The organism is Haloferula chungangensis (genome assembly GCF_042664875.1).
In the GTDB taxonomy this organism is placed as follows: Bacteria; Verrucomicrobiota; Verrucomicrobiia; order Verrucomicrobiales; family Akkermansiaceae; genus Haloferula; species Haloferula chungangensis.
The window spans coordinates 79,040-96,146 of sequence record NZ_JBHTBS010000011.1; the positions used below are offsets into that span (position 1 = coordinate 79,040).

Sequence of the window (17,107 nt, forward strand, 5' to 3'; positions counted from 1 at the left end):
TCAACGCTTCGCCATCTGCTTGCGGAAAAGCGGCACCAACTCGTCGTCCATCCAGGCGAAGGCCGCGTCGATGCCATCCTTCTTATAGATCGCGCCGATCTTTGCTTCCACCCGTGTCGGATTGCCGAAGGCGCTCAGGAAGTCGTTCGACGTCAGGCGCGTGAACCACTCGCCATCCATCGAGCCACGCTCACGAAGCACCCAGTTTCTGGCAAAAAGTGCCAGCACCGCATCACCAATCCAAGCGCTCTCACGCTCCGCCCGTATTTCGTCCTTCGTCATCGCGGCGGGAACTTGCCCTCAGGGAGTCGGCGACGCCAGTTTTTCCATGCGCTTCCGCTGCATATCTGCCCGCAGCCGCTGCTCGGACTCGCCGTCCCAGTAGCCCGGCTGGAGTTCGAGAAAGACGCTGCTGTAGGGCAATGCGGTCGTCGTCCGAATCACCAGCACGTCAAAACTCTTTTGCGCATCCTGCACCAGCGTCAGCAGGGAATCCTGATCCAACTCGGTGACTTCGTGCCCGTGCAGCGCTCCGTCCAGCACCGTGCGGTACTCGTCCACACCGGGGGCGAAGTCATTCTCGACTGATCGGAGCTCACGCGGCGTGTAAATCCTCGGCCGGACATGCTCAGTCCGCTCCAGCACCCGGAGAACCTCATCGAGCACCACTGGAATCGGCTCATAGGCATTGATCTGCCGCGTGCCAGGTCGGCTGTGGGCAGGAAATGATGCTTCGGCGATGACGATCCAGTTCCGGTAGCCGAGCTGAGCCGTCTGCATTTCCACCGCCGTCTTCCAGCCATCCTTGCTCGACACCTCACAGGCCGAGAGCAGAAGCACGACCGGCATCAGGATCAGACAATGGAGAAGATTCGGCAACGCAGCGATTTAATAGTCGCCATCCCCCCGCTGTCAACGGGCTCTGAGCACCGATTCACGTTAAACCACTCAGAAGACGCCAGTTTCATGGCCTTTCAGCTGTCATCGCCTAGATCGGGATTCCCACTGCAGCTTTTCGTAGCAGATGCCGTCGCATCTAACCCTCCATCGAGCTTGCTTTGCTTCCTTTCCCTGCGAGGATTACACCGCTCTACGTTCACCGACACCATGAAATCCACCATCTCTGCCGGCATCGCCGCGCTCGCACTCGTCAGCTCGGCTCCTGCCATCGATGTCGCCCAATTCATCGACGCCCTAACCGCCCGAGTCACTTACTCCTCGGGAATGGATCTCGAAAACGCCCCTGCGGAGTTCGACTACACGGAACTCAGCCTCATGGCCTTCCTTTCCCAGCCAAAGCCACTCGGAGGCGACTGGCACGCCATCGCTTACCTCGACCTGAAAGTCTCAGAGTTCGATTTCGAAGGAAATCCGCTTATCGGGACTTTTGGTGACGACCTTGAAAGCAACCTTTATCACGTTGGCGTCCCCTTCGTCTTCTATCACACCAATGACAGCTCACGCTGGACCTATGGTGCGTGGATCAATCCGGCAATTTCGTCCGACTTTCAGAGTGTCGATGATGATGACTTTTACCTCGGTGCTGCGATCGCCGGTGGCTATCAGGTGAACGACTGCTTCGTCATCGGCGGCGGGGTTTACGTTTCGGACATGTTCCATGATGCCAGCGTTTACCCCGGGCTTGGTTTCGTTTGGACGCCAACGGAAGACTGGCTCGTCACCTACTATGGACCTCGCTTCGTCGCCCGCCGTGACATCAATCACCGCAATCAGCTCGGCCTCGAAGTCGCTTATAACGGCGGCACCTGGAACGTCGACGCCAACACCCTCTCCTCCCAAATCGATTACTCCTCATGGCGCACCGGCCTTTACTACCGTTACAACGTGACCGGTGAAGTCTGGCTTGAAGCTGCGGCCGGCTTCACATTCGCCAACGAATTCAATCTGGAGTCGCGCGGTGGCAACGAGATCTTCCCGACACTCGGAGATGCAGAATCCGGCGTCTACGGCTTCCTCGGCGTGAGCGTGGCCCGCTGGTAAACCAGCTCATCACTGAAAAAAGCCGGAGGCATTCCCTCCGGCTTTTTTTATGGCCCGTTTGATGGCCTCTTATTCGAAAGTCGTGTTCTCAATGGCTTCCTTGATCGGACGCTTGACCACATAACCTTCCTCCACCGTTTGGCCGCCCACTGTCACCGTTCGTTTCGTGAGGCAGGCGTTCAGTGAAAAGGCGCAAATGGCGATGGCGAATAGGCGGAAAACGGAGCGGATCGACATGTTGTTGAAAAGTGGGTCGCGCCACAGGTTGAAGACTTACCGCATCCTTGGGGAGGTAAAAATCACATCCTGCATTATCGCTTGTGCCTGCCCCGGGATTCGCAAGGTTCCCTCATGACCGCTCGAGACCTGATCTTCCCTTCGTTCTTTGCCGATTCCATTTCGCTCGGCCCGCACTGGATTTACGACGCCGAAGAACTCCAGATGCTCTACCCGGAAGGCATCAGCGAATACGATCGCCCGCGCAGCCCTTACCACAGCGGCAAATCCGCCGGTGACCTCACTCACTACGGCGACCAAGCACTCGAGCTGCTCCGATCCATCGCGAAAAATGGCTGGTCCATCGACGCATGGCGCTCCGATTGGAAACAATGGGCGGAAACCACCGATGCTTACATCGATGGAGCAAGCAAACGCAGTCTGGAGAACCTTCAGGCCGGTCTCGATCAACCCTCCGACTCCAGCGAACTCTCCGGCGCTTCTCGCATCGCCCCACTTTTCGCCATGCTCGATCACGAGGATCTGATCCACGCCGCCCGTGCCCAGACCGCCATCACCCATGGCGACCCTCAGGTCATCGACGCCGCCGAATTTTTCAGCCGCGCCGCGGTCGGCATTCGAGATGGCGCCACTTTTGACCAAGCCTTCGACCAGGCGACCTCCCATCCCTACGACAGCCTGGCGGCCATCGATTGGCTCGCCGACGCCCGCCAGGCCGCCGAAGGTGACCTGACAGAGAACGCCAAACGCATCGGACTCGCCTGCAACATCAGCCAAGCACTCCCGCTCACCCTGGCTCTCGCTCTCACATTCGAGAACGATCCCGTCATGGCTCTCACCACCAACGCTCTGTTAGGTGGCGACTCCGCTGCTAGAGGACTACCGCTCGGCCTTCTTCTTGGAGCCAGGCACGGCCTCGACGCCTTTCCTGAATCGTGGCTCAGGAATCTCAATGCCGGAGAAGAGATCGACTCCCTCCTCGACTCGCTCGGCCAGTCAGAAGCGTAGCCTCACTGCCACCGATCCAAAATTCGCGATGCCTCGCTGGGTTTTGTATTCCTCCGTCCGCCAGGTGTGGACGTAGCTGAACTCCAGCGCACGATAGCGAATCCCGCCGCCGAAAAACACTTCCGCCACCAGGGGGACGCGATCGATTCCCGTATCATAATCGCGAAACATCGGACCATCGATGGTCGCATCATAAGCTACGATACGCACCGTAGAACCAAACAGGGCATAAATCGACCAATCACCCCCGACGTCCCCTGATGACCTGAAGTAGCGGTGGGAGTAAGCCGTTGTCGAGACCCGCGGATCCGAGAAGTCCGGCGGAAGATTGAACCCCGCTCGGAAAAAGCCTCCCACCTGCGCCTCGGTGCGGAAACTTCCCAGCCTTGCCCCCCATTCGTTCAAGCCGTCGAAGCGGATGCCTTTGAAACCAAAGTCACCGAAGTCGATGCGACGTTTCTGAATGAAGCTCAAATCCGCCGTAAACTCGCCGGGGATCTGGTCGTCCCAGCCATTGAATTTCGCAATGCCCTGCGCGCTGTGCACGAAGTCCTGAGTCTCCTCCGCGAAGGAATTTTCCCCCGTCGTCCCCAAAGTCATCTCGACCGAATTGAGAATCCGCTCGTCCTTCACGTGGAGCGAGAACCCCAGCCCAAGCCAGCCGGCATAGCGGCGCTCCCCGAGGGGTTGCGTGTAGGAATAGGGATCCTCTGGCGTGAACATTTGCTGGGTCAGGGAAAATCCGTAATTGTAGCGAATCTCGTCCGGATCCTCAAAGCCTGTCAGATACTGAAAGGCCTTGAAGCTCTCCGGGTCACCCGAAATCTTCCGCAGCAGTTGCTGGATGCGGCCTAACTCGGCGATGTTGCGATTTCCCGATATCCACGACAGCCGCGCCCCATTCGTGTAGTCCTGATCCTTTCCCCCAAAGAGATCGTTATCCAGATAGAACGTCAGGAAGCCCGGCTCGTCGTCCGACGGGAGTGCCTGCGTACCCTCCTTCGCCAAAGCATCGCCCGGCAATGCCATCAGGAAGGAAAAGAGCAGGCGGAGTTTCATCGAGCGGACTGAGACTGACATACTTTCCTCGCCCGTGGCAACCGACGGACCGACTTCCGAACTCGAAAATCCGGACATCCCGGCACGGGAGTTGCTTATCCTCCCCACGGAGTCGCCTTGCCTCCCGCTGAGCCCATGTCCGAAGGAATCGCCATCATCACCTCAGGAGGAGACGCTGCTGGGATGAATCCAGCTGTCAAGTGTGCCGCCGAATATGCCGCCAAACACGGCCTTAAGCCGTGGCTCGTCTACGGCGGCCTGAACGGACTCATCCAAGACAAGATCGTTGAAGCCGACCGCCTGCTCGTTTCCGGCATCCTCCACCGGGGCGGCACCGTCCTCCGCTCGTCTCGATCCAAGGAATTCTTTGAGTATTCCTTCCGCGAACAGGCCTATCAAAATCTCAAGAAGCGCGGCATTACCAAGCTTCTGGTGATCGGTGGCGATGGCTCTTTCCGCGCCCTTCATCAGTTCTACACCGACTTCGGCATGCCCTTCGCCGGCATCCCCGCGACCATCGACAACGACATCGCCGGCACCGACTACTGCCTCGGCGTGGACACCGCATTGAACATGATCCGCGAATCGATCGACTCGATCCGTGATACCGCGACCTCGTTTTCCCGCGCCTTCGTCATCGAAGTCATGGGCCGTCATTGCGGCTATCTTGCCATGGTCAGCGCGCTGGCGAGCGGCGCCGAAATCTGCCTGACCCCGGAAATCCCTTACAACCTCGATAGCATCGGTGCCCGCATGAAGCACCAGATCGAAAACGAAGGCCGCGACTTCATTCTCGCGATCGTGGCCGAGGGCACCAAGATGGGTGATTATGTGACCCGCTGGATCAACGACTCCATCGGGATGGAAGCCCGGCTCACGGTGCTTGGTCACGTTCAGCGCGGCGGATCACCAACTGTCTACGATCGCATCATGGCCTATAAATTTTCGGTTGCTGCCGTCGAATCACTCATCTCCGGCCAGGAGAACGCCATCATGGTCTACCGCAAGGGCGCCTTCGGCCATCTGCCGATCAGCGAGGTCTGCGACAACAAATACGAGATGGACCCCTCCATCGTGAGGCTCTGCAAACCACTCTCCGAGTAGGTTTTCAGTCCATGAGGACCGCCGCGATCCCGGCGAGCAGCATTCCCACCGATTTGATCACATCCCAATTCGGGCTACTCGAAGAATCACCCCACGAAGGTTCCATCGAGCTTGAGGAATCCCCGTAGGCCATCGAGTGACTCATGCTCACCGTCGGTCGTGAGGTCTCGAGCTTTTCCAGCTCGTTCCTTTGGTGAAGGTGCTTCCCGCCGGCGCGCCACCATTCCATCAAGCGCCTCAACTCCCCGCCCTGCAGCCACACGCCGTGGGCTCCGCAGCGATCCACGATTACGCCACTCTTTCCACCAAAGTTGATGTGACTCATCCGCTCTTCACACATCGGGCACTTCAGATACCTGACCTCATGATGATAGCCGTAATTTTGCGCGATTTCCTGAAGCCGCTGACCATCCACCCAGACCGCCTGATCAATTTTCGCCTCCAGCAGGGCCTCCAGTTCACCCGGATTGAAAAACAACCCGCGACACGATCCACATCGCTCGATCTGAATGGGAGGAGTTGTTTCGAACTCGATTACCTCAAGTTGATTGTCGCAGCCCGGGCAAGGAAGCTCTCCCTGAGCACCGAGATTCCGGAAGTGCACCTGCGCCAGATCAAAATCCTGGCGACTCTGACAAAACGGACAAATCGTCAGGTCCCCCTCAAGCCGTCCGCCGCAATTGGTGCAATTCATACCGCCACTTCACGGTGCATGGGCATGTCGACTCAAGCAAGAACCGCTCCTCAGTAGTCCCGCTCCAGCAAGTATTCGGCAATCTGCCGGAGGCGCAGCGCCTTTTTCCCGAAGGGTTCGAGTGCGGCCATCGCCTGCTTGGTCAGCTTCGCCGCCTCTTTGCGGGATTTCTCCAATCCGATGATCGAGGGATAAGTCGCCTTGTCCACCGCCTCATCCTTGCCCGCCGTCTTGCCAAGCTTCTCGGTCGACTGCGTTACATCGAGGATGTCGTCGATCACCTGAAAAGCCAGACCGAGCGCCTGCCCGAATGCGGTTAGAGACTCCAGCTTTGCCTCCGTGGCATTGGCCGTCATCGCTCCCAAACGAATCGAACTGGTCAGCAGTGCTGCCGTCTTGGCTTTGTGGATCTTGACGAGCTGGGCCTTGCTCAGCTCCTTCCCCTCACCCTCCAAATCCATCACCTGCCCACCAATCATTCCGGTGGAACCACCCGCCAGGGCAAGATCCGCAATGTAGCTGGAAGCCGGATAGCGTTTCGCCGGAGGCGTCTCGGCAAGGATCAGGAATGCTTCTGTTAGAAGCGCATCACCGGTCAGCACCGCCATGCCTTCCCCATAAACCTTGTGACAGGTGGGACGCCCGCGGCGCAGGTCGTCGTCGTCCATGCACGGCAGATCGTCGTGCACCAGCGAATAGGTGTGCAGGAGTTCCAGCGCGCAAGCCGGAGGCATTGCCGACTCCGGGTCCCCACCGCAGGCTTCCGCCGCTGCCAGACAAAGGATGGGCCGCAAACGCTTTCCTCCGGCGAACACGCTGTAGCGCATCGCCTCGTGAATCGTTCCCGGTTGCTCTTTCGCCGCTGGCAAAAAGCGGTCCAGCGCCGCATCGACTTCCGCCGCGCGGTCTTTCAAATAGCTCTTAAGATCCATGATGTGGAGATTTCGGATGGTAGATGGCGGCATCACTGGCGGGACGAGATCGATCATCGACCCCACCCCATGAGCCGCCCTCTCCTCAAAGCAACTCGGCAATCTGTACCGCGTTGAGGGCAGCGCCCTTGCGAACCTGATCGCCCACCACCCACAGATCGAGGGCGTTGCTGAAGACGAGGTTCTTACGGATTCGGCCGACCAGACAGTCGTCCTTGCCCGTTGTGTCGAGTGGCACCGGGAAGACTCCGTTAGAAGGATCATCCATCAGTTTCACACCAGCCCGATTTTCGTAGACGGCCTTGGCGGCTTCCACATCCACCGGCTTTTCAAATTGTGCCGTGATCGAGATCGAGTGCGAACGGAACACCGGAACCCGCACGCAGGTGCAGGAAACCTTCAACTCATCGAGTCCAAGAATCTTGCGACCTTCATTGAGCATCTTGAGCTCTTCCTTGGTGTAGCCATTGTCCGTGAAAGCATCGACTTGGGGAATCACATTGAACGCAATTTGTCGCGGATAAACCTTCAGTTCGACCGGCTGACCAGCGGCCAGTGCCTTCATTTGCTCCTCCAGTTCGACAATTCCCTGCGCGCCGGATCCAGACACCGCCTGATAGGTCGAGGCGATGATCGAGCGCAGTCCGAAGGCTTCATGGAGCGGCGCCAGACCCATCAACGCGATGATCGTCGAGCAGTTCGGATTCGCGATAATGTTCTTCGGCGCATTCTTCACCGCCTCGGGGTTGATCTCGGGCACGACCAGTGGAATTTCCGGATCCATGCGGAAGGCCGAAGAGTTATCAATGACCATGCATCCCGCCGATGCAGCCGACGGCCCAAAGGTCAGCGAGATCCCGCCACCTGCGGAAAAAAGCGCAATGTCGATTCCCTCAAAGGAGTCATGAGTGAGCTCCTTGACTGTTAGTTCCTCGCCACGGAAGCTCAGCTTCTTACCCGCCGAACGCGCAGACGCAAGCAAGGTCAGGGATTCCAGCGGAAAATCCCGCTCTTCAAGGCAGAGGCGCATTTCCTCGCCCACCGCGCCGGTAGCACCGACGATCGCGACTTTTGGGGTCTCACTCATGGCTGTCAAAAGGGAGCGCAGTGTAGGGCTGAATCTCCATCTGGCAATCGAATCGTCAAGAATCCCGGCCCGTCTTTTTGCTTTGCTCCCCAAGCTTCGACCCGTTAGTCTCCGCCCGGCGCGGGAGCTTGATGCCCCCAAGCCACTCAGCAACCAACACCACAACCATAATCTAGATCATGAAAATCGTTAAGATCGCTCTTCTCGCCGCAGCTGCTGCCGGCACACTTCTTGCCACCTCCTGCTGCTCGAGCACACCAGCACCTGCTGCTCCAACCTACGTGGCCCCATCCAAGTAATTTAATGATTTTCCGCACCGATTTCAGTCGGTCGGAAAATAATGACTCAAAGCGGGGTGGACTGATTGCCGGTCTACCCCGCATTTTTGTGGACGTAATTTCTCAACTTCATAAAAAACCGATCATGATTCGCGTTCTCGCTGCCACCTGCGCCACCACTTTCCTCTTCCTTGGAACCTCGTGCATCTCATGCACCAGCGAACCTGAGGCCCCCGACCTTCGTCCACTTCCACAATTCCAGGAGCTCCCCGCTGCTGCTGAAGTGGAATACACGAAGTAAGGAGGATTTCCGAATTCATCGGAATCTCTCAAAAAACACCGACCTCCACGCGTGGCCGGTGTTTTTTCGTGCCCACATTTCAGCCGTGGGAGACACACCTTAACCGGAATACCCGCAATTTTCGCAAGGCAGCGAGGGCTCGCGCCCTCCAGCGCAGGCCTCACCCGTCACTCGATGCCCAGGCCTTATCCGACTTCCATTCAACCCCGTCAAATTCTCCCCCGGATGACGTCGTCTTGCCCCCAATTGCGATCGTGCTTTGACATTCCCTCGGCGCTGAACCAACGTGCCGCTCCGCCGCACGGAACGCGGCTTTATTACCATGGGCAAGAGCCTCTACCAAAAAGTCTGGGACACCCACTCTGTGGGCAAGCTGGCCGACGGCCGCACGCAACTCTTCATCGGCACTCATCTGATTCACGAAGTCACCTCGCCTCAAGCCTTCGGCATGATGCGCGACCTCGGTCTCAAGGTGAAGTACCCGCGTCGCACTTTCGCCACCATCGATCACATCGTTCCGACGATCAACCAGGACGCCCCTCAGGATCCGCTCGCTGCGGAAATGATGCAGGCTCTGCGCGAAAATGCCGATGACTTCGGGGTGACCTACTTCGACCTCGCGTCCGGGAAACAAGGCATCGTCCACGTCGTCGGTCCCGAGCAGGGCATCACCCAGCCCGGCACCACGATCGCCTGCGGCGATTCCCACACCGCCACTCACGGAGCTTTCGGCGCCATCGCCTTCGGCATCGGCACCACCCAGGTGCGCGACGTGCTCGCCACCCAGACGATGGCCATGGAGCCTCTCAAGGTGCGCCGTATCGAAGTCAACGGTGACCTCGGACCCGGCGTCTACGCCAAGGACGTCACCCTTCACATCATTCGTCTGCTCGGTGCCAAGGGCGGTATCGGCTACGCCTACGAATACGCTGGCGACGTCTTCGACCGCATGACCATGGAAGAACGCATGACCGTCTGCAACATGGCCATCGAAGGCGGTGCTCGCTGCGGCTACGTCAACCCCGACCATAAGACCGTCGAATACCTTCGCGGCCGCCCTTACGTCGACATGTCCGACTTCGATGCCACCGCCGCACGCTGGCTTTCCTACGCCTCCGATGCCGATGCGCACTACGACGACATCGTCAAAATCGACGCCGCCGACATCGAGCCGACCGTCACCTGGGGCATCTCGCCCGACCACGGCATCTCGGTTTCCGAAAACATCCCCGACCCCGCCACCGCCTCCACACCTGAGGAGAAGGCCAGCGTCGAGGAAGCCCTCGCTTACATGAAGCTGCCCGCCGGCACTCCAATCAAGGGCGTCAAAATCGACGTCGCCTTCATCGGATCCTGCACCAACGGCCGCATTTCGGATTTCCGCGAAGTCGCTCGCTACCTCAAAGGCAAGAAGGTCGCTGCCAACGTTCAAGCCATCGCCGTTCCCGGCTCCCAGATTGTCGATCACCAGTGCCGCCAGGAAGGCATTCACACGATCTTCGAAGAAGCCGGATTCGAATGGCGTGGCGCAGGTTGCTCGATGTGCCTCGCCATGAACCCCGACAAGCTCGTCGGCGATCAGGTCTGCGCCTCATCCTCGAACCGCAACTTCAAGGGCCGTCAGGGCTCGCCCACCGGACGCACCATCCTGATGTCGCCCGTCATGGTCGCCGCTGCGGCCATCAACGGAGGGGTCGCCGACGCTCGCGAGGTCTTCGACCTCTCGTCGACTGCCGCCGCCTGAACCCTCCCCCTTATCCAAACCCAATCGTGAAGAAGTTCACCCGCTTCCTTTGCCTCGGACTGCTTGCCCTCGCACCGCTCGGACTTTCCGCCGCGGACGAGAAGAAGCATCCCGACAAACCCCTGCTGTGGAAAATCGAAGGCAAGGGCATGAAGGAGCCGTCGTGGCTCTTCGGCACGATTCATATCGGCCAGGGCCCCATCGCCACGCTTCATCCGGCCGCGGAAAAGGCCTTCGATGGTGCCGACGCCGTCTACACGGAAGTCCCCATGGACATGGCCACCCAGATCGGACTGGCCAAGCACTTCATCCGCTCGGACGGCAAGACCCTGGCCGACTCGATTGGTGCCGAGCTCTCCAAACAACTCGACACCGAACTGAAAGCCATCAACCCGGCTCTCGACTCAACCCCATTCCAGGCGCTCAAGACCTGGACCATCGCCGTCACCCTGCCGATGCTTGAGTTTCAAGTCAGCGGAACGCAGGCGCTCGACATGATCATCTGGGAGCGGGCCAGCAAGGCCGGGAAGACCACCGGAGCCATCGAAAAACCCGAGGATCAATTCGGCATCTTCGACGATCTTACCGAAGGAGAACAAGTCGTCTTCCTCGCCGAAAGCGTTCGCACCCAGAAGGAAGCACGGGAATCCGGAGAGAACCCGACCCTCGCCCTTGTTGACGCCTACATTCTTGGCGACGAAGCCAAAATCCAGGCCGAAATGGAAAGGCAGATCAACGAAATGGCCAAAGGCGAGCACAAGGAACTCGGAGAGAAACTCCTCAAACGCCTTCTCGAGGACCGCAACAAGAACATGGCCAAGTTCATCGCCGAAAAGCTATCCTCCGAGGCAGACAGCTCCCACTTTTTCGCCGTCGGCGCCGGTCACTACATCGGCAAAGACAACGTCTGCGAACTCCTTACCAAAAAAGGCTACAAGGTCACACGCATTGAAAAGTGAAGACCAGTTACCCCATCAAATAATTAGCGTCCATTCGCGTCTAATCGCGGTTTCCAAATCAACTTCCCACATCCCAACGTTCCCATGGCTCTCGAGAAAATCACCTCCGTCAGCGGTCGCGCCGTTTACATCCCAGGCGCCGACATCGATACCGATCGCATCATTCCCGCCCGCTTCATGAAGTGCGTCACTTTCGATGGACTCGGCGAATATGCCTTCTACGACGTCCGCTACAATCCTGACACCGGCGAGAAGACCGATCATCCGCTCAACGATTCGCGCTTTGACGAAGCCACCATTCTCATTGCTGGCGTTAACTTCGGCTGCGGTTCCTCACGTGAACACGCGCCACAGTCACTGAACAAGTACGGCTTCAAAGCCGTCATCGCCCAGTCCTTTGCCGAAATCTTCTTTGGCAATTCCACCACACTCGGCATGCCTTGCGTGACTCTCACGGCGGATCAAATCGACCAACTGAAGGACGTCGTGAATGCCGACCCGACGGTCGAGATCAGCATCGATCTCGAGAAGCTCCAGGTCCGATCCTCCACCGGTCTCGAGTTCCCATGCGAAATCGCCGAGTCCGCCCGCGACGCCCTCACCGCTGGCCGCTGGGACCCCATCCAGGAGCTCCTCGACAACAATTCGAAGATCGAGGCGACCGCCGCAGCGCTGCCTTATGTTTGAGCGCTGATCGATCACGCATTGAATCAACCATCCATCCGCCCGACCCCATCGGGCCCGACGAATTCTGGCCGTGGACTTTCAGTCCACGGCCATTTTTTTGTGTCATCCACGCATGCCGAATCCAAGAGCGCCCGAGCTGTTAGATAGACCATGGATCTGCCATGGGAGCCAGGATCACCAATCGAACCCAAAACTACGGATTTCAATCCGGGGATTCTTTCAAAAAGAGATCATTTTCATGACCGTCATCGAGAATTTCCACCATTCTCTGACATATCCCTGAAATCCCCAAAAAACCCTCAAACAGAAGCCCTCGGAGCGACTTTGCATGATACCGAAATACGTTGCCTAAACAGGTGAGTCAGATACACCTCGAAATGCTGGTGAATGATCACCCCATGGACTCATATCAGACTGACGTCGTTATGGGAGGGTCATCACCAATAACCCTAGCATAACCATGAAACGACTAAAAATCCTGCACCATAACTACCGAGTTCCTCAAGCCCTACCAATGGCGGCGGCATTCGGCATGCTCCTCCCCGCGGCTCAAGCGTTTGAGGTCCCATTGGCCTCTGAGTGGACACTTTATGACCCGGAAGGAAATTCAAGCCTCTCGGAACAATCACCCAGCGGCTTTACCGCGACCATCTCCGACCTCCATTTTGACGAAACAGAGCAAACCTCCGACGCGAACAACCGCCCGGTGGTCCTCCAGGAATTCGAACCGCTGGATCTAACCGAGGTGGGGGCATCGATCCGGGCCCGCTTCGACGTGACTCTTCTAACTGAAGTTCTGGAGATCAACGATTCGGACTTCCGCTTCGCCTTCTACGACACTTCCAGTAACTTCGAGATCATCGTGGGAATGGCGGATTTCGGCCACCCGGAGGGAACGGGCTTACGGATGCGGATCGACCACCACATCAGCTCCTTTGATGGCGAAAATCCTGATCCCGATTTCAAAACAGGAGACTACGGCAATTTTGCCGAGGGCGGGGGAACACTCAGTTCAGGCGGAGGCCCCGGCAGCCCTGGGCTTCGCTACGCTGATGATATTAGCACCTTCGAAGCCGTCATCACCCGGATTTCTCCGACCAATCTGGAAGTCACCCTCAACTGGACGGTAAACTCGGAGTTTGCCTCAACGGGAGTTGCCTCGACCTCCTTCATTCTGGACGAATCGGTGGCATCCGACGACGTCCCGCCCGGCGGTGGCTTCACCCAGTTGAACGGATTCGGATTCAGACTCCAGGATGGTGATCCCTTTGACCAGGACGGCGATGACACAACGGCTGACTCGGGATCCTACAAGGTCTCCAATCTGGTGATCGACCGCACCCTCATCGTCCCGCTGGACGATTCCTGGGCCGAGTATGATCCGGACAACGCCCAGGTGATTGCTGACCAGACGGGGTCTGGATTCACAGCGACAGTTTTCGATGTGTCCGAACCTGCGGAAGGCGAGCCCTCAACCATCCCCGCGATTTACCAACAGTTCGACCCACTGGACATTTCCCAAGTCGGTCAGTCAATCGAAGTGGCATTTGACGTGACGCTCAATACGCAGGTCTTTGAGGCCAATGACTCGGATTTCCGCTTCGCACTCTACGACACGAATTCCAACATGGAGATGATTCTCGGAATGATTGATTTCGGACCTCCAAGCGGAACCTTCATGAGGCTTCGAATCGACAATCATATCAACGGCCTGGATGAGAATGACGAGGTCCAGCCTTTTGATCAGGCTGATTTCTCTCACTTCACCTCAGGGAGCGACTCCCTGGAAACCGTCTCCGGAAGTGCTGGTGACGGTCTCCAGTATATCGATACGCCCAGTCGCTTCGTTACCAAAATCACGCGGACTTCCGAGAACCGTCTCGATTTCCTTACGACCTGGACGGTCAAAGGCTCAAGTCACACTTCCGCAACCGCGACAGGATTCGTCGAAGAACCCAATCCAGCCAAGCCTGGTGATGTGCCGGCTTCCGGAAAGTTCCTTCAAATGGATGGTTTCGGATTCAAACTGTTCGATCTCGACCCCTTTGATGAGGATGCCGATGATGGAACAGAGGACTCCGGCAGCTACACCGTCTCGAATCTCACGATGAGGTACTGCCCGGGAATCGTGGTGACCGACGGATCCATCAAGGTGATCAGCGTGGTGCGGGATTCGGAATCCGGTGACATCACCATCACTTGGGAATCCGAAGACGGACTCAACTATGACATCTACAAAAGCACAGACCTTGAGGATTTTGGTGATTCACCGGTCGAGACGGTGACCGCTTCCGGTTCGACATCGAGCTTCACCATTCCCGCTGCGGAAGTCACTTCCGATACGAAAGCCTTTTTCAAGATCGCGGATCAATGATCCCTTGACCTGGCGTGAACAATGATCGCTTGCCGTGCACTTCCGGGTGTGCGGCAAGCGTCTAACATCCCGCGGATCGGGATGTCCGCGGAACAACGTTTCCCGCCTACCCAGCCTTTCTAAGACGTCGCGTGCAAATGCATGGCGGCCCGGTGGGCGACATCGGGAACATATTTCTTCCATTCCGGATCACCCTTCTGGATCAGCTTCTGAATATCCCGGCTGGTGAAACGAAGCAGATCGAGATCACGGTAAGGAATGTTCCGAATGCGTCGGCTTTCGGTGAAATGTCGATAGAGATGGATCGCATCCTGAGGCGGACGGAAACTGTCGGAAGTGACAACCTCTCCGTTCTTCCGGTTCATCCAGGGGTAGACGTAGAGCGAGACGTGTTTCTTGAACAGGCGACCGAATGATTCCAGGCGGCCGCCGGCGAGATTTGCCGACCACTTCGGTTTGAAGAGTTCGTTGAGCAGGCCAATACTGAGAATGAAGCCGATCGGAAGCTCGGTGTAGCGACTCAAGTAGGCGGCAATCCGGTGGAACTCGGCACAACTCGAAACAAGCACCGTCTTCCCCAGAGCCTGCAGCGCATCAGCGCGATCGATGAAGTCCACGTGATCGACACTCCCGCCACGCAAGAGGTTCGCCATGGAGATTTCACATAACTCAAGCGTGCGGTCGACCTGGTCCGCCTCAAGCGTCGGACAGAATGCCGACCGTGCCTGCTCGATCATTTCAAGGTGGAGCTTGGTCACCGGATCGAAGCTTCCGCGCAGCAGCAGAAGCGGGCGTTTGTAGAGGGCGTCAGCCGGTTGCATGACTTCCCCGGAGGGAAGGAACATGGTGGCGTCCGTAAGCCCGGACTCCACCAACTGAAGCGCACAGAGACGGTTGTCGAAGAATTCGAAACCGTGTCCCGAGAATTTCAGCATATCGACTTCCACCCGACCCGGGCTCAGGTTCTCGATCAGGGATTTGGCGAATGTGGAAAGTTGATCGCGATACTTGAAAGTCGCATGGATAAGATTCACACCGACGACCCCGAGGGCCTCCATTTGCTCGAGATTTTCGTCGTCGAGCAGGCGAACGTGGATGTAGATTTCAGATGGCGGCTCACCAGGTTTGAGCTGGAAACGGATGCCGAGCCAGCCGTGACATTCTCCGGAGTCCATGTAGCCGCGAGCACGCACGGTGTTGCAGAAGGAGAAGAAGGTCGTGTGATCCTGACGCTCAGGCGCGAGCCGTTCAACCAACAGGCCGAACTCATGGGCCATCATCTGCCCGAGCCGTTCTTGGGAGACATATCGACTGCTCTTGCCATAGATGGCGTCACTCATCGTCATGTCATAGGCGGAAATACTCTTTGCCACCGTGCCGGCCGTTCCAGACGCTCGAAAGAACCAGTTCGCCGTTTCCTGGCCTGCACCAATCTCCGCGAAGGAGCCGTAGACCATGGGGTCAAGATTCAGCTCAAGGGCCTTGTCGTAAGTTGTTATCATGATTCGTCATCAGATAAGAGCCAGCCATCGCTTACGATTTCATCGACGATGACCTGACTCTCCGTAGGAGCTCCCTCAGGATAGCGGACTTTGACAGTAAACATCCGCTCCTTGATTCCTTCCAGCGACTTGAGCTGAGCATCAAGCACGCCAGCTCGGGGAACGTAGGCATAAAGGGAGAATTCTTTGTCGGCAGACTCCAGTCGATAGCTCGACCAGCGACTTTCATCGATGAACGAGAAATTATAGTAGGAGACATCGCTCACGACGGCGCGCAGCACAACCGGCTCCGTCGGTCGGGATGCCTTGAGATCCTCCCAACTGATTTCCGACCATCCGACCCAGCTTTCCCAGTCCACCTTCCATCCGTCGTCATCGACGAGATAGATATCCCGCCTCGCGTAGTGGCCGTCCTGAATGGTCACTCGAATGGAATTCCCGGTTCTCTTCGGGTGGCTGCTCCAGATGATCGAAGAAAATCCATCAGGGAAATAATCGTCGCCATAGAACTCCTTGATCCTCGGCAGGCTAAGCTCAGGGTGACGCACCCACTTGGTCAGTTCCTCCATGCTGTCGGCATTCAGGAACGCTTCGAAAACAGGTTGCAGAGTCCTTTCCACAAAGGGGGCACTGACCATCGAGCGCTCAGCGGCAAGGGCCTCTTTTTCTTCCTCCGTGGGGGCCTCATCGACTGGCATGGGTATCGAGACAAGAGAGCCGTCGCCCTTGTCATCCTTCCCGCTCGGCCAGAGGAGCACGGCGATGATGAACGCCCCACAGAGCACCACCGAACCGATCAATCCGCGCACAAACTTGGGGCTCAGTTCTTCCTTTTGAGCAAATGTTTCGTCGAAAATTTCCTCTTTCTTGAGGCGTCGACGTCGGCGGCGTGCGACGAGACCCTGCTCTTCCGCCTCCGAGGCGAGGACCCTTTCATCCTCGCTGAGCTTTTCCGGAGCTTTCTTGCGATCCTCGAAATATTCCGGAATTACCAGAGGTGGAACTTCGTCCTCCTCGGTCGGGAGGCGCAGCATTCGGTTGCAGGAGGGGCAGATGATTCCCTTGCCATCGTGATCCCTCGCCACGCGGAAAACATGGCGACAATCAGGACATACAAATCCGTTCCACCTACGTGCCTTT

Annotated in this window: 17 protein-coding genes; 8 read left to right on the forward strand and 9 right to left on the reverse strand. The window is 57.5% G+C overall.

Annotated features, from left to right (window positions below; all coding sequences use genetic code 11):
• A complete protein-coding gene (locus ACFQY0_RS17360) occupies nucleotides 1–282 on the reverse strand; it encodes a ribonuclease III domain-containing protein (RefSeq protein WP_379715001.1) in 282 nt (93 codons plus the stop codon).
• Between the two features lie 18 nt (nucleotides 283–300).
• Nucleotides 301–879, reverse strand: a complete 579-nt coding sequence (locus tag ACFQY0_RS17365) for an RbsD/FucU family protein (RefSeq protein WP_379715003.1) — start codon at nucleotides 877–879, stop codon at nucleotides 301–303.
• A gap of 228 nt (nucleotides 880–1,107) precedes the next feature.
• On the opposite strand from ACFQY0_RS17365, the gene ACFQY0_RS17370 reads away from it, so the two are divergent.
• A complete protein-coding gene (locus ACFQY0_RS17370; protein ID WP_379715005.1) occupies nucleotides 1,108–2,001 on the forward strand; it encodes a DUF6268 family outer membrane beta-barrel protein in 894 nt (297 codons plus the stop codon).
• A 69-nt stretch (nucleotides 2,002–2,070) separates the two neighbouring features.
• On the opposite strand, the gene ACFQY0_RS17375 is transcribed toward ACFQY0_RS17370, so the two are convergent.
• Nucleotides 2,071–2,238 carry a hypothetical protein gene (locus ACFQY0_RS17375; RefSeq protein ID WP_379715007.1) on the reverse strand — a complete coding sequence of 56 codons (168 nt, stop codon included), beginning with the start codon at nucleotides 2,236–2,238 and terminating at the stop codon, nucleotides 2,071–2,073.
• Nucleotides 2,239–2,352: 114 nt separating this feature from the next.
• Between ACFQY0_RS17375 and ACFQY0_RS17380 the strand changes: the two genes are divergently transcribed.
• On the forward strand, nucleotides 2,353–3,246 hold the full coding sequence (locus ACFQY0_RS17380) for an ADP-ribosylglycohydrolase family protein (RefSeq protein WP_379715009.1): 894 nt from the start codon (nucleotides 2,353–2,355) through the stop codon (nucleotides 3,244–3,246).
• Here the strand turns inward: ACFQY0_RS17380 and ACFQY0_RS17385 are convergent.
• The gene (locus ACFQY0_RS17385) at nucleotides 3,235–4,305 is read right to left on the reverse strand and encodes a lipid A deacylase LpxR family protein (protein ID WP_379715011.1); all 1,071 of its coding nucleotides are present in this window, start codon (nucleotides 4,303–4,305) and stop codon (nucleotides 3,235–3,237) included. The genes ACFQY0_RS17380 and ACFQY0_RS17385 overlap by 12 nt on opposite strands.
• 135 nt (nucleotides 4,306–4,440) lie before the next feature.
• On the opposite strand from ACFQY0_RS17385, the gene ACFQY0_RS17390 reads away from it, so the two are divergent.
• Nucleotides 4,441–5,409: a 6-phosphofructokinase gene (locus tag ACFQY0_RS17390; RefSeq protein ID WP_379715013.1), complete on the forward strand. Its 969-nt coding sequence runs from the start codon at nucleotides 4,441–4,443 to the stop codon at nucleotides 5,407–5,409.
• 4 nt (nucleotides 5,410–5,413) lie between these two features.
• Here ACFQY0_RS17390 and ACFQY0_RS17395 read toward each other — a convergent pair whose 3' ends face one another.
• The 3 genes from ACFQY0_RS17395 to ACFQY0_RS17405 form a co-directional block, all read right to left on the reverse strand.
• Nucleotides 5,414–6,103 carry a zf-TFIIB domain-containing protein gene (locus tag ACFQY0_RS17395; RefSeq protein WP_379715015.1) on the reverse strand — a complete coding sequence of 230 codons (690 nt, stop codon included), beginning with the start codon at nucleotides 6,101–6,103 and terminating at the stop codon, nucleotides 5,414–5,416.
• Between the two features lie 50 nt (nucleotides 6,104–6,153).
• Nucleotides 6,154–7,035 carry a polyprenyl synthetase family protein gene (locus ACFQY0_RS17400; RefSeq protein ID WP_379715017.1) on the reverse strand — a complete coding sequence of 294 codons (882 nt, stop codon included), beginning with the start codon at nucleotides 7,033–7,035 and terminating at the stop codon, nucleotides 6,154–6,156.
• 85 nt (nucleotides 7,036–7,120) lie between these two features.
• Complete coding sequence (locus ACFQY0_RS17405; protein WP_379715019.1) at nucleotides 7,121–8,122, reverse strand: aspartate-semialdehyde dehydrogenase; 1,002 nt, start codon at nucleotides 8,120–8,122, stop codon at nucleotides 7,121–7,123.
• Nucleotides 8,123–8,545: 423 nt separating this feature from the next.
• On the opposite strand from ACFQY0_RS17405, the gene ACFQY0_RS17410 reads away from it, so the two are divergent.
• The 5 genes from ACFQY0_RS17410 to ACFQY0_RS17430 all read left to right on the forward strand — a co-directional run bounded on the left by ACFQY0_RS17410 (nucleotide 8,546) and on the right by ACFQY0_RS17430 (nucleotide 14,465).
• Nucleotides 8,546–8,701: a hypothetical protein gene (locus tag ACFQY0_RS17410; protein WP_379715020.1), complete on the forward strand. Its 156-nt coding sequence runs from the start codon at nucleotides 8,546–8,548 to the stop codon at nucleotides 8,699–8,701.
• Nucleotides 8,702–9,023: 322 nt separating this feature from the next.
• The gene (leuC, locus tag ACFQY0_RS17415) at nucleotides 9,024–10,445 is read left to right on the forward strand and encodes a 3-isopropylmalate dehydratase large subunit (protein ID WP_379715099.1); all 1,422 of its coding nucleotides are present in this window, start codon (nucleotides 9,024–9,026) and stop codon (nucleotides 10,443–10,445) included.
• A gap of 26 nt (nucleotides 10,446–10,471) precedes the next feature.
• Nucleotides 10,472–11,404 (forward strand): TraB/GumN family protein, encoded by a 933-nt coding sequence (locus tag ACFQY0_RS17420; protein WP_379715021.1) that lies wholly within the window; start codon nucleotides 10,472–10,474, stop codon nucleotides 11,402–11,404.
• A gap of 84 nt (nucleotides 11,405–11,488) precedes the next feature.
• Nucleotides 11,489–12,091 (forward strand): 3-isopropylmalate dehydratase small subunit, encoded by a 603-nt coding sequence (gene leuD / locus ACFQY0_RS17425; RefSeq protein ID WP_379715022.1) that lies wholly within the window; start codon nucleotides 11,489–11,491, stop codon nucleotides 12,089–12,091.
• Nucleotides 12,092–12,551: 460 nt separating this feature from the next.
• A complete protein-coding gene (locus ACFQY0_RS17430) occupies nucleotides 12,552–14,465 on the forward strand; it encodes a hypothetical protein (RefSeq protein WP_379715023.1) in 1,914 nt (637 codons plus the stop codon).
• Between the two features lie 119 nt (nucleotides 14,466–14,584).
• On the opposite strand, the gene ACFQY0_RS17435 is transcribed toward ACFQY0_RS17430, so the two are convergent.
• Entirely contained in the window at nucleotides 14,585–15,967 is a 1,383-nt protein-coding gene (locus ACFQY0_RS17435; RefSeq protein ID WP_379715024.1) for a TonB-dependent receptor, read from the reverse strand.
• The gene (locus tag ACFQY0_RS17440) at nucleotides 15,964–17,001 is read right to left on the reverse strand and encodes a hypothetical protein (RefSeq protein ID WP_379715025.1); all 1,038 of its coding nucleotides are present in this window, start codon (nucleotides 16,999–17,001) and stop codon (nucleotides 15,964–15,966) included. The genes ACFQY0_RS17435 and ACFQY0_RS17440 overlap by 4 nt, the downstream gene beginning before the upstream one ends.
• Nucleotides 17,002–17,107: the final 106 nt, after the last annotated feature.

Coding starts and splice junctions, on each gene's coding strand:
- ACFQY0_RS17435 (WP_379715024.1), bottom strand. CDS start 15,967: ATGATAACAACTTACGACAAGGCCCTTGAGCTGAATCTTGACCCCATG.
- ACFQY0_RS17430 (WP_379715023.1), top strand. CDS start 12,552: ATGAAACGACTAAAAATCCTGCACCATAACTACCGAGTTCCTCAAGCC.
- ACFQY0_RS17400 (WP_379715017.1), bottom strand. CDS start 7,035: ATGGATCTTAAGAGCTATTTGAAAGACCGCGCGGCGGAAGTCGATGCG.
- ACFQY0_RS17390 (WP_379715013.1), top strand. CDS start 4,441: ATGTCCGAAGGAATCGCCATCATCACCTCAGGAGGAGACGCTGCTGGG.
- ACFQY0_RS17405 (WP_379715019.1), bottom strand. CDS start 8,122: ATGAGTGAGACCCCAAAAGTCGCGATCGTCGGTGCTACCGGCGCGGTG.
- ACFQY0_RS17440 (WP_379715025.1), bottom strand. CDS start 17,001: ATGCTGCGCCTCCCGACCGAGGAGGACGAAGTTCCACCTCTGGTAATT.
- leuC (WP_379715099.1), top strand. CDS start 9,024: ATGGGCAAGAGCCTCTACCAAAAAGTCTGGGACACCCACTCTGTGGGC.
- ACFQY0_RS17385 (WP_379715011.1), bottom strand. CDS start 4,305: ATGAAACTCCGCCTGCTCTTTTCCTTCCTGATGGCATTGCCGGGCGAT.
- ACFQY0_RS17380 (WP_379715009.1), top strand. CDS start 2,353: ATGACCGCTCGAGACCTGATCTTCCCTTCGTTCTTTGCCGATTCCATT.
- ACFQY0_RS17375 (WP_379715007.1), bottom strand. CDS start 2,238: ATGTCGATCCGCTCCGTTTTCCGCCTATTCGCCATCGCCATTTGCGCC.
- ACFQY0_RS17410 (WP_379715020.1), top strand. CDS start 8,546: ATGATTCGCGTTCTCGCTGCCACCTGCGCCACCACTTTCCTCTTCCTT.
- ACFQY0_RS17370 (WP_379715005.1), top strand. CDS start 1,108: ATGAAATCCACCATCTCTGCCGGCATCGCCGCGCTCGCACTCGTCAGC.
- leuD (WP_379715022.1), top strand. CDS start 11,489: ATGGCTCTCGAGAAAATCACCTCCGTCAGCGGTCGCGCCGTTTACATC.
- ACFQY0_RS17360 (WP_379715001.1), bottom strand. CDS start 282: ATGACGAAGGACGAAATACGGGCGGAGCGTGAGAGCGCTTGGATTGGT.
- ACFQY0_RS17395 (WP_379715015.1), bottom strand. CDS start 6,103: ATGAATTGCACCAATTGCGGCGGACGGCTTGAGGGGGACCTGACGATT.